The 12010-nt window shown below is 40.9% G+C and carries 8 protein-coding genes and 1 pseudogene; 5 read left to right on the top strand and 4 right to left on the bottom strand.

What is annotated here, in order from left to right; genetic code table 11:
* Positions 1–64: 64 nt before the first annotated feature.
* From IPH84_00135 to IPH84_00145, 3 genes and pseudogenes are all read left to right on the top strand, one after another.
* On the top strand, positions 65–1570 hold the full coding sequence (locus IPH84_00135; protein MBK7171648.1) for a T9SS type A sorting domain-containing protein: 1506 nt from the start codon (positions 65–67) through the stop codon (positions 1568–1570).
* 130 nt (positions 1571–1700) lie between these two features.
* Positions 1701–2456, top strand: a complete 756-nt coding sequence (locus tag IPH84_00140; GenBank protein ID MBK7171649.1) for a class I SAM-dependent methyltransferase — start codon at positions 1701–1703, stop codon at positions 2454–2456.
* 211 nt (positions 2457–2667) lie between these two features.
* A pseudogene (locus tag IPH84_00145) lies at positions 2668–5077 on the top strand (sodium-translocating pyrophosphatase).
* Between the two features lie 139 nt (positions 5078–5216).
* Here IPH84_00145 and IPH84_00150 read toward each other — a convergent pair.
* Complete coding sequence (locus tag IPH84_00150) at positions 5217–7130, bottom strand: peptide-N-glycosidase (protein MBK7171650.1); 1914 nt, start codon at positions 7128–7130, stop codon at positions 5217–5219.
* Between the two features lie 150 nt (positions 7131–7280).
* Between IPH84_00150 and IPH84_00155 the strand changes: the two genes are divergently transcribed.
* The gene (locus IPH84_00155; protein MBK7171651.1) at positions 7281–7991 is read left to right on the top strand and encodes a YebC/PmpR family DNA-binding transcriptional regulator; all 711 of its coding nucleotides are present in this window, start codon (positions 7281–7283) and stop codon (positions 7989–7991) included.
* A gap of 81 nt (positions 7992–8072) precedes the next feature.
* On the opposite strand, the gene IPH84_00160 is transcribed toward IPH84_00155, so the two are convergent.
* Positions 8073–10262: a glutamine synthetase III gene (locus IPH84_00160; GenBank protein MBK7171652.1), complete on the bottom strand. Its 2190-nt coding sequence runs from the start codon at positions 10260–10262 to the stop codon at positions 8073–8075.
* Between the two features lie 373 nt (positions 10263–10635).
* Between IPH84_00160 and IPH84_00165 the strand changes: the two genes are divergently transcribed.
* Positions 10636–10827 carry a cold shock domain-containing protein gene (locus IPH84_00165; protein MBK7171653.1) on the top strand — a complete coding sequence of 64 codons (192 nt, stop codon included), beginning with the start codon at positions 10636–10638 and terminating at the stop codon, positions 10825–10827.
* Between the two features lie 91 nt (positions 10828–10918).
* On the opposite strand, the gene IPH84_00170 is transcribed toward IPH84_00165, so the two are convergent.
* Together IPH84_00170 and IPH84_00175 are read right to left on the bottom strand one after the other, a co-directional pair.
* Positions 10919–11557, bottom strand: a complete 639-nt coding sequence (locus IPH84_00170; GenBank protein ID MBK7171654.1) for an HD domain-containing protein — start codon at positions 11555–11557, stop codon at positions 10919–10921.
* 30 nt (positions 11558–11587) lie between these two features.
* On the bottom strand, positions 11588–11845 hold the full coding sequence (locus tag IPH84_00175) for a hypothetical protein (protein MBK7171655.1): 258 nt from the start codon (positions 11843–11845) through the stop codon (positions 11588–11590).
* Between the last annotated feature and the right edge of the window lie 165 nt (positions 11846–12010).

A 12010-nucleotide genomic window follows, 5' to 3' on the forward strand; every position in this document is an offset into this window, starting at 1 on the left:
TATCGAAGCTTCCCAGCCAGGAAACACTCAATATGATCCGGCCGATCCTGTAATCAACTCTTTCATGGTGCTGGATCCGAATTTGCATGTTCCTGAAATTGAAGTCCGTTGCCCCCTGGCCGGGGATGTGTATGTTCCTTCTCTCTCCCAGATTCAACTGGCAGCCATCAGTTCTATTTCCTACCCTGATCTCTTCCATGTTTCCGGACTCCAGTTTAAAATCAATGGACAAACGATCCAGGCTCAGGATTTCTATAACACACATTATACTGCATGGTGGACACCCCCTTCATATGGATCCTACTCCTTGCAGATCTTATCAACCAACAACTATGGCGCAACATCTTCAAAAACCGTAAATATTGCTATTGTTCCTACTGCTGACGATATGGAGGTGGAAGCTGTCAGTAATATCCTGCTAAATACTTATATTGCTACTGCTACCGTTGAAGCCGAATTGCCTTCCTACCTGGGAGCATTCGATAAAATTACAGCTACTCTTGAGGTAAGATGCCCTTCCGGTGGATGTGGTGAATGGGACAGGGTAGCCAGCGTGGATGCCAAAGGCCATGATGGCAGATGGTTTGAGATAATCCGCTATATTACTCCCTACGGCGTTCCTTGTGCTCACACCATTGATCTCACGGATTATATGTCCATCTTACAGGGAAAAATTAGTTTCAGGGTCAACTGCGGAACACTTGATAATGGCTATCTCTATTTCCTGACACTGAATTACAGGGAAGGAACACCGGCTCATAAATACAGCTATCTGACTCAAGTCTGGAAGGAAATTTTCCCATTCGGTGATTATGCCAATATGCAGCCTGTCGATACTTTTGCTTATCAATTCCCGCCAAATACGGTTGCTTCTAAGCTGAAACTTGTTTCAACAGGACATGGCTGGGGTACACTCAATACCAGCAATGCCGCGGAGTTTTACAATGCTACTCATAAAATCTGGGTGAATGGAGCGAATACTTTTAACCAGGTGAACTGGACTGATTGTAATCCCAATCCTGACGCTTGTCAGCCACAGAATGGAACCTGGTATTACGACAGGGCCGGATGGTGCCCGGGTTCCATTGCCAAGTGGTTCGACTTCGATCTCACCTCTTTTGTAGGTGGTGGTGATCTTGAGCTGATGTATAAATTCTATGATCAATATGTGGATCAATGCCATCCAAATAATCCCAATTGCGTGACCGGTGTGACTTGTACCGATTGCTCGGATGGCTTCAACCCGACTCTTGATGTAGCCTGTAACCTGGTATCATTTGCTGATAGCCCGTTTATTGTTGTGGGGACTGAACCAAGCAGGCGGGTATTCGGACTACTTACTGTTTCACCAAATCCATCCTCTGCAGTGTTCGAAATAAAAACCTCTTCAAGTGAGCCTTACAGGAATTCTTCTGTTTCAGTTTATGACAACAGGGGCAAGTTGGTTGTCCAGATGCCCTGGGATGGGAGCGATTCGCAAATTGATCTGAGTAATCATCCCAAAGGACTATACCTGATGAAAGTTGTAACACCAGGATGGAGTGAAATAAAGAAACTCATCCTTCAATAACTATTTACTGTTTTATTCACATATCGCCCTGGTAATAGGTTCAGACTATACCAGGGCGATACGCATTTATGACAGTATCTTGAGTTAGGTGGATTTATTTAACTTTGCAGCCTTAACCAAAACAGTTTTCATGCAGACCGCAGAGAGAAGTTCAGGACACGACCCTTCAGAACATGTAATCTACAATCGTTGTTTATTCGCATATGAAGCTGCAGCCACCATTGTAGGGGGTAGTATCATTGAGTTGGGTAGCGGAGAAGGATATGGGATCAGGGTGCTTTCACCGAAATCAAGCCATTACCTTGCAATTGATAAATTCGATACGGAACTGCCGGATGATTCAAAGGTTGAATTCAGGAAAATGCTGCTTCCCTCACTTAAGGGTATTGCTGATAATACTTTTGATTATGCAGTGACCTTCCAGGTAATTGAACATATCAAAGACGACAAAACTTTTATTGCTGAGATCCACAGGGTGCTCAAACCCGGAGGTAAACTGCTTGCCACTACTCCAAACCGTAAAATGTCACTTACCCGGAACCCATGGCATATTAGAGAATATACTGCTGATGAACTTAAAGCCATGATGCAGAAAGTGTTTTCCAGGGTCGAAATGAAAGGAGTTTATGGGAAAGAAAAAGTGATGGAATACCATGAGCAGAATAAAGCATCAGTAAAACGCATCACCCGCTTTGATCTTCTGAACCTCCAATATCTCCTTCCACGACAAATCCTGCAAATACCTTACGATTTGATGAATCGCCTGAACCGTCGCAGGTTAATGGATGATAATAACAGCCTGGTGAAAGAAGTAACAACTGCTGATTTTTATTTAGATATGGCGCAGGATAGCTGTTTTGACCTTTTTGCAATAGCAACAAAATAGCTTTGTCTGTAAACTGATAAGAAGAGGTTTAACCCTCGCTTTCAATTTACATATATAAATATTTTTATTTGTTTTATATATTGATAATCAAATTGTTTGATTAAAGTTTTTATGTTTTTAGGCTATCAAAGGCTTTCAGGGTTTGTCTATTGGTTAAACTAATGTATATTTGAGCCAACCGAATATATTATTAACCAATCTATACACATTTATGAAAAGAGTTTTACTTGCTTTAGCTGCTTTTATTGTGGCTATTCCATTAATGGCCAGCGAGGCTGACCTCAAAATTCCTCAACTCGATGCCAGCCAGAATAACCTTTTGATGCTAGGTTTCATGGTATGCCTTCTGGGGCTTGTATTCGGATGGTACCAATTTATGAGGGTTAAGAAGCTGAAAGCACACCAAAGTATGCTGGATGTTGCCCATATTATCTTTGAGACCTGCAAGACATACCTGATACAACAAGGTAAATTCCTGCTGATACTTTTCGTATTTATCGCTGCCTGTATCGCTTTCTATTTCGGCTACCTGCAGCACACCAGTGTTGGCGGGGTATTGCTGATCCTTTCATGGACTGTTATTGGAATATTAGGTTCTTATGGTGTTGCATGGTTTGGTATCCGCATGAATACTCTTGCCAACAGCCGTATGGCCTTTGCTTCCCTTGAAAGAAAGCCGCTCAAATTGCTGAATATTCCTTTGGATGCCGGGATGAGTATTGGTGTTTTATTGGTTTCTGTTGAGCTTATCATGATGCTTATCATCCTGCTCTTTATCCCCAGGGAATTTGCAGGTGCTAGTTTCATCGGGTTCGCTATCGGGGAATCCCTGGGTGCTTCAGCCCTAAGAATTGCAGGGGGGATCTTTACCAAGATCGCCGATATCGGAAGCGACCTTATGAAAGTTGTTTTCAAGATTAAAGAAGATGATCCCAGGAATCCTGGCGTTATAGCTGATTGTACAGGTGACAATGCTGGTGATAGTGTAGGACCTACCGCCGGACGGATTTGAAACTTATGGTGTTACCGGTGTTGCCTTAATTAGCTTTATCGTTCTGGCTGTTAGTAATGTCGCTGATCAGACACAACTTCTTACCTGGATTTTCGCCATGCGTATCCTCATGGTAATTACTTCAATTGTTGCATTTTACATCAATAAGGCATTCAGTGATATGAAGTATCGTACTGCTGAAGATATGGATTTTGAAAAACCATTAACTTCACTGGTATGGATTACCTCTATCCTTTCTATCATTGTGACCTTTGCAGTTAGCTACTTTATGATTGGTTCCATGGGGAATAACCTCTGGTTCATCCTTTCCATCATTATTAGTTGCGGAACACTTGGAGCAGCCCTCATTCCTGAGTTTACCAAGATATTTACCAGCCCGAAATCAAGTCATGTTAATGAAATTGTAACTGCTTCACGTGAAGGGGGTGCATCATTAACCATTTTATCAGGCCTCGTTGCAGGTAATTTCAGTGCTTTCTGGAAAGGAATGGTATTTATCGTCCTTATGTTTATCGCGTATGTTGCTTCCACAAGTGGCCTTGATTCCATGATGATCTATCCATCAATTTTTGCATTTGGCCTGGTGGCATTTGGATTCCTTGGAATGGGCCCTGTAACAATTGCAGTTGATAGCTATGGCCCGGTTACTGATAACGCTCAGAGTATTTATGAACTCTCTCTCATCGAGGAGAATAAAGAAGCCAAAGTAGAACTTGAAAAAGAATTTGGGTTCAAAATTGATTTTGAGAAAGCTAAACACTTCCTTGAAGCCAATGATGGTGCGGGAAATACCTTCAAAGCAACCGCTAAGCCAGTGCTAATTGGTACTGCAGTTGTGGGTGCCACTACCATGATTTTCTCCCTGATCCTTGTTATCAAAAACAAGTTCGGTATTGAGCCTGAAACGATTCTCAATATCCTCAATCCATTCACAATACTTGGATTCCTTGCTGGTGGTGCTGTGGTTTACTGGTTCACCGGTGCATCCATACAGGCTGTTACCACTGGTGCCTACAGGGCCGTTGAGTACATTAAGAAGAATATCAGGCTTGATGAAACCGCCAGTAAGAGCGCTTCAATAGAAACTTCGAAAGAGGTTGTGAAAATTTGTACTCAATATGCCCAGACAGGCATGTTCAATATTTTCGTGGCGATTTTCTCTTTTGCATTGGGATTTGCTTTCCTGGCAGGTTACCGTGATCTTTCCTCTGCTGATCCTGCGCAAATGTATGCAGCTACTTCCTTCTTTGTTAGTTACCTGATCTCAATAGCTGTTTTCGGACTCTATCAGGCAATCTTTATGGCTAATGCCGGCGGTGCCTGGGATAACGCTAAAAAGGTGGTTGAAGTTGACCTGAAAGAAAAAGGTACTCCTCTTCACGATGCTACCATTGTTGGCGATACCGTAGGTGATCCTTTCAAGGATACTTCATCTGTTGCTTTAAACCCGATTATCAAGTTTACTACATTATTCGGATTACTGGCCATGGAGATCGCTATTTCTGAAGACTTCTTCTCAGTAGCACCTTATGTTGGATTAGGCTTCGTTATCGTTGCCCTGTATTTTGTTTACAGATCCTTCTTTAAAATGAGAATACAAAAAGGTTAATCCTTCACTGAAATTTGAAAGTCCCGTTAATTCTTTCGGATTAACGGGACTTTTATATATCCAGGTATGCTGATTTCCAGGGAGTTATTTCGTTATGAAGAATCCTTTATTCAACATTCCTGCCTGATGATCACAAGGCTTATTCTTTATTAAAGCGCTTCTTATATTCCCTTTTTCCATCTACCTGCACCTCGAAAAAATACCTTCCGGGTTTCAGATGACTTACATCCAGGTTTGTCAGGCGATTCTGAAGATTCAGGAATTCATGCTTTTCCAGGATAGCATTTTCTGATCCCCTAATCAGCACTGTGATGTCGGTCGGACGTGAAGCCACACAGTCAAATTCCAGCTTTTCTTTTACCCGTAATGGATAAACACTGAATGCAAACCGGTTGATGAGAGTGTCATAAGAATAGGAGGGCGTAGCGCTGAAAGCCAGGTGCTGACCACTTCCACAATCGCTTTCGAAGTTATACAGAAGTCGCCCTTGCATATCAAGAAAACGCAGAAAACCATGTCCCTGTTCAGGTTCGAACCAAAACTCCAGGCCATTTCCTGAACTGTCGCTAAGATTGAATTCATAACAGCCTTCCACTAACTGCACCGTATCATTATAAAGGGTATTCGCTTTCATGGTATGCGATTCCCGGATATAATGGATACCACCAAAGGCATCCATAATACTCAGTTTGTTATCTTCCGGAGATGCATTGGTCCTGAATTGAACAATCATCTGATTAGGAAGGACTACAGGTGAAGGAAAAGAGACTTTCATCTCATTATCTGCTTCATAGCCATCGCGTTTCCCGTTGGGCAAAACCAGTTTAGCAATGAAAATGTTAGTTCCTTTCTTATATCTGACGGCACCTTCGAGCCATACATCAACGGTCTCATTGAACCTGAGGCTTCCATGCCAGGTATGTTTCCTCAGGGAGTAACCTTCAGTGCCATAATAAATGACCAAAGACCTAAGGATTTCTGAGCCTTGATTCCTTATAATAATATGAGGTTCAGAGCAGACAGGGTTCAGTCTTCGAAGGTTTTTTTCACCATTCGGACTGAGGATCGCTTCAATTGAGACATCATGTGATTCATTTGGCTTCCTGTACTGAATCAGGTATGATGCGATACTTTCATTGGCTTGAATATTGCCGGTTGCCTTGTAGGGCTCCATATCAATATCAAAGCTGTGTTCCTTTTTGCTGATATGCATATCAAATTGATCAGCCTCCTGGAGATCACCGGGACACCAGTTTCCACGGTCAAAAATCCATGTGCCTCCTTGCGGAAACAATGGATTATCGCCACATTCCTTCCATAAACTTCTCCTGTCGATCAATTGACCGTCAAACTTAATATCCCTGTACCTTGAACAAAATTCGCTGCATCCTTTTGGTTCATCCATTCCGTGGCCTGTTTGCTGAATCCTCAGCCTGGCAATACCAGCCCCTCTTTCAGGTTTGAAGGACTTCGGGCATAAAGAATCCTCAATATTTACGGTTGCATCACCGTATCTAAAGGAACCTTCCCACATTTTTGTAATAGATAAAGGGTTTGCAGCAGGTCTCCCTCCAATCACATCAAAATGAATGGTAAGCGACCATCCAACAGTGGTAGGTTCATAGCCTGAATGCATGTATTCAATTTCGACGCTATCTCTTAAAACACTTGAAAAATCAGTGACATCAACACTCCAGCCCCATTCCCATCCACGATCGAAAATACTTCCGTAAGGTGTTAACATCCTGCCAAGTTCAAAATTCAGAGAAGGGGAATCTTTCCCTCCCTGTCGGCGAAGGTATATATGGTCAAGGTAATCCCAGTGTGCACAAGGCATGGAATCAGGGCAACCTAAAGTCACAGTCATCCTGATTCTGCGAATATCTTCCTTATTTCCAGGGAACAAACCCCAGGAGAGATAAGATTTCTCTCCTTTTGCCGGATCAGTAGTAACCAGTACTTTTTTATGGGTTACCACACGGATGGTATCAGGGCTAATCGCATAGGTGGAATGCAAAAGAAATAAACAGCTAATTATGAGTAGTACTTTCATCTGGTGGAGTTTTAATGGGACCCTCCAGGTCGATTTTTATCAGACAGATGGAAATTGTCCCGTTTTTTTTAAATATTCAGCAAAGAAAACTAATTTTGCCCCGCTTCAGGCATATCAGGATAACTTTTAGACATTTCAAACATTGACATCATGGGAAGAGCTTTTGAATTTCGCAAGGCAAGGAAACTTAAACGTTGGGGAAATATGTCCCGGGTTTTCACTAAATTGGGTAAGGATATCGAAATCGCCGTAAAGGCAGGTGGACCGGACCCTGCAGGGAATGCAAGGCTTAGGCTGCTCATTCAGACAGCCCGGAGTGAAAACATGCCAAAGGATAATGTAGAACGTGCAATTAAAAGAGCTATTTCCAAGGATTCAAGTGATTATAAAGAAGTTGTTTATGAAGGATATGCCCCTCATGGAGTTGCAGTAGTTGTTGAAACAGCTACGGATAATACAACCCGGACTGTTGCCAATGTGAGGAGTTGTTTTAATAAGTGGGGAGGAAGCCTCGGAACTATGGGAATGACTGATTTTCTCTTTGACAGGAAATGCAGTTTCAAAGTAGCACTAAAAGAAGGGATTGACCTCGAAGATCTGGAACTTGAGCTCATTGATTTCGGGCTTGATGAAATATTTACCGATGAAGGGGAGATCATGATTTATGCTGAATTCACCAAGTTTGGTCCCATTCAGAAATATCTTGAAGATAATAAGTTTGAGATCAAGGCTTTTGCTTTCGAGCGAATCCCCAATGACACAAAGGAACTTAATCCTGAACAGCAGGCCGACGTTGAAAAATTACTCGAAAAACTTGAAGAAGATGATGATGTAATTAATGTATTTCACAATATGCGATAGTGAACCAGGTATTCCCCTGGCTAGCAGCAAAAAAAATCCTGCCCTTGTAATTAAGGCAGGATTTTTTATTGAGGGAAATAGTTATCGGATAAATAATAACTCCCTGTATTTAGGAAGTGGCCAACGTTTATTATCCACTATTAACTCAAGTTTATCTACATGATACCTGATTTCCTCAAAATAGGGGAATACTTTATCAGAATAGGCAATAGCCCTTTCACGAGCATGTTCAATTTTATTGGCTGCCCTGCGTTCATCCGTCATCTCTGAAATCAACTGCTCAATTTTTTCAATCGATACAGAGATATCCTTAATTTGAGCGAGCCTTCTGGCAGTGAGCGTCTTAAACTCTACTTCTCCCAATAATCCTTTCAACCCGTTTACATTTTCGATTAACATCGACTGGTATTCAAGTGCTGTAGGAAGAATGTGGTTGTTTACCAGGTCGCTGAGTACTCGGGCTTCGATCTGAACCTTTTTGATGAATAACTCAAGACGTACCTCTGAACGAGCCTCCATTTCAATATCAGAGAAAATATTTGCTCTTCTGAAAAGGCTCTTTGATTGTTCACTCAGGTAAGCATCATAAATCAATGGAACGGACGATTCAAAATCCAGCCCGCGTTTTTCTGCTTCAGCTCTCCATTCATCGCTATAACCATTTCCTTCAAAACGAATGTTCTTTGATTGTTTAATGAGTTTCCTAAGGATCTGAAGAATAGCTTCATCCTTTTTGAGCCCTTTTTCAATTAGTTTATCCACTTCAGTTTTGAAATCCATCAGTTGCACTGCAAGCGCTGTATTCAAGGCAGTCATTGCCGAAGCACAGTTTGCCGAAGATCCAACGGCCCGGAATTCAAATTTGTTACCAGTAAATGCAAATGGTGAAGTGCGATTTCTATCGGTATTATCCAGGAGAATTTCCGGAATCTTTCCTATGTCCAGTTTGATTACCGTTTTTTCGTCAGGCGTCATTTTTTTATCAGAAACACGTTCCTCAATTTCATCCAGTACCCGGTTGAGTTGCTGACCAAGGAAAGCTGAAATAATGGCTGGAGGAGCTTCATTGGCACCTAACCGATGCTGATTTCCTGCTGACGCAATAGATGCCTTCAGAAGTGCATTATGTTTATGGACGGCTGCCAGTGTATTTACCAGGAAAGTAAGGAATTGCAGATTTGATTTAGGGGTTTTACCGGGTGAAAGCAGGTTAACCCCCGTGTTGGTAGCCACTGACCAGTTGTTGTGTTTTCCTGATCCATTGATACCGGCAAAAGGCTTTTCATGCAACAGCACTATGAACCCATGCTTCCTTGAGACCGTGCGCATAAGCTGCATTATAAGCAGATTGTGGTCAATGGCAAGGTTGGTTTCTTCATAAATAGGTGCAGCTTCATATTGGTTAGGGGCAACTTCATTATGGCGTGTCTTTACCGGGATCCCCAATTTGTAAGCTTCAAACTCAAGTTCTTTCATGAAGTTCAATACCCTGCTTGGAATTTGTCCAAAATACTGATCTTCCAGCTGCTGATTTTTGGCAGATGCATGACCCATTAATGTGCGGCCTGTAAGTATCAGGTCAGGACGGGCACTATACACAGCTTCATCAACCAGGAAATATTCCTGTTCCCATCCCAGGTTACTGATTACCTTATTAACATCTTTGTCAAAATACTGGCAAACTTCAACAGCTGCCTTATCAAGGGTATGTAAAGCTTTAAGCAAAGGCGTCTTATAATCCAGTGCTTCCCCGGTATAGGAAATAAAAATAGTTGGAATGATCAGGGTGTTGTCCAGGATAAAGGCCGGAGAACTGGGATCCCAGGCTGTATAGCCCCGGGCTTCGAAAGTGTTTCTTATGCCTCCGCTGGGAAAACTGGATGCATCAGGCTCCTGCTGAGCCAATAATTTTCCTGAGAATTGTTCAATCGCCTGACCACTGGCTGAAATCTCCATGAAAGTATCATGTTTCTCAGCTGTGCCTTCTGTTAAAGGTTGAAACCAATGAGTATAATGGGTAACACCATGACTCATTGCCCAATTTTTCATTCCTGTCGCTACCTGGTCGGCCATCTTCCGGTCAATGCGGTTGCCTTGTTCTATAGCTTCAATAACTGCAGCATACGCATCCTGGGAAAGATATTTTTCCATCTTAACCTTGTCGAACACAAATACACCGAAAAAATCTGAAATTTTGTCAGAAGGAGGAATCACTTCCAGTGGCCTCCTCTTTAACGATTCTTCAATCGCCTTAAAACGTAAAGTTGCCATAATGAAATTATTTTTGTGCAAAAATAGAATAAATTTTTAAATATTAAAAATAATAGGGGGTAAGTTAAAGAAAAACATATAAATATTCTTTAGTACCCCTAAAAAATAGACTATGTATTAAAAAAAAAGAATAATAAAATAGAATGTTAGGGTATTTCATGAAATATTAATTTCTTGGATATATATCCCATTTGCGGATAATGAAACCCTATCTTTTAATCCCTATAAAGCTTAAAAGTTGCAGTGAAAAGGCTTAAAAAGATGCTTTAAGCAGGCTAAAAAACATAATAATTGCTAATTAATTAAAAATAAATGTGATAGCAGTAAATAAAAGTTTATCTTTACCGGATAATAATTTAAAATCAAACACAACATGAGTAATGGAACAGTAAAATTCTTTAACAATTCTAAGGGATTTGGATTTATTAAAGATGACTCTAACGACAAAGAGTATTTTGTACACGTATCTGGTTTAATTGACAATATCATGGAAAATGACCGTGTATCGTTCGATATCCAGGAAGGTAAAAAAGGATTAAACGCAGTAAATGTTAAAGTGATTTAATATATATTTAGAAGATAATTCTTTGTAAGCCTTGCTCTCGCAGGGCTTTTTTTTTGCTCCAGAATCAATTGATATCTGATAATGAGACTTGTTACCAAATTCTGAGAGAAAGTGATTTCAACCTATTCCTGATTTTTAACCTGATGGATTCATAGTTATTGAATTCATGAACATATAACTTACGAATTACTATCAGGTCATGAAGTTCTTTTCCCATCTCTATAACCATATTTTTTTGATAATCAGTTAGTGGCTCATCCAAAAGGGAACTTACCATAGGAAGTATATACATTTCTGTCTGTTCAATATAGGATTGGGCATTCTCCTTACTGAAAACAAAAAGGTGAAGGTCGGTGAGGTTACTGATACGGTCGGCAAGTTTAACGATACGGGCTTGAGCAGATCCACTCCTGAGTAGAAATTCAAGGTATTCCTTTTTTGTTTGTAGTTGCTTATTCCTTGAAAGTTCCTTCACTACTTTCACAACTTCCGGCCCATCTGCATCAATAATGGAGAGCTCATACTCGGTAACCCGGGTTGAATCTTCCAGTAAGTCATGAACAATCGCAGCTTTTAGAAGCACACTATCAATAAAATGATAATCCATAAGTATGGTCATGGTAGCCAGACAATGCCTGAACTGGTTTCCACCCACTTTCCTGTGATGCTCTATTAATGCAGTGGCCTTCTGTATCCATGGTGCTAACTCCATATGACGTAAGGCGTTCATCTCCTGGTTTTCCATAACTAGAACCTTTCCTTATTGATTACGGAATAAATAAAACAAATAGAGCATGACTAATGATAGTGCCAGTACAATACAATTTGTAAAAATAATGGAAATACTATTAATCTGTATTCCATAAATTAACCAAAGTGTGGTTGCAAATGAAGCAATAAGGAACATGGATAAGGAGACATCTTTGATGGATTTTGATTTCCATGTCTTTATAACCTGTGGAAGAAAAGTAGTGCAGGAAAGGACCCCCGCTGTGATACCAATAATTTCAGGATTCATCGCTAGCTATGGATAAGGTAAGACGAAGATAAATGATAATGATGAGAGCGCCTTATTTTAGCCGGTGAAAATAATCAGAGACCTTCATTCTATACGGCTTCTACCACACTTTATCGCTTCATGTGCACTATTGACCGAAAGGTAAATTATATAAATCAGGAAATC

The sequence above is a fragment of the Bacteroidales bacterium genome, from assembly GCA_016707785.1.
GTDB lineage: Bacteria > Bacteroidota > Bacteroidia > Bacteroidales > UBA4417 > UBA4417.

Bases quoted from the DNA above. Each gene is read 5' to 3' on its own strand.
- IPH84_00140 (MBK7171649.1), top strand. From the start codon at position 1,701: ATGCAGACCGCAGAGAGAAGTTCAGGACACGACCCTTCAGAACATGTA.
- IPH84_00150 (MBK7171650.1), bottom strand. From the start codon at position 7,130: ATGAAAGTACTACTCATAATTAGCTGTTTATTTCTTTTGCATTCCACC.
- IPH84_00175 (MBK7171655.1), bottom strand. From the start codon at position 11,845: ATGAATCCTGAAATTATTGGTATCACAGCGGGGGTCCTTTCCTGCACT.
- IPH84_00155 (MBK7171651.1), top strand. From the start codon at position 7,281: ATGGGAAGAGCTTTTGAATTTCGCAAGGCAAGGAAACTTAAACGTTGG.
- IPH84_00165 (MBK7171653.1), top strand. From the start codon at position 10,636: ATGAGTAATGGAACAGTAAAATTCTTTAACAATTCTAAGGGATTTGGA.
- IPH84_00170 (MBK7171654.1), bottom strand. From the start codon at position 11,557: ATGAACGCCTTACGTCATATGGAGTTAGCACCATGGATACAGAAGGCC.
- IPH84_00135 (MBK7171648.1), top strand. From the start codon at position 65: ATGGTGCTGGATCCGAATTTGCATGTTCCTGAAATTGAAGTCCGTTGC.
- IPH84_00160 (MBK7171652.1), bottom strand. From the start codon at position 10,262: ATGGCAACTTTACGTTTTAAGGCGATTGAAGAATCGTTAAAGAGGAGG.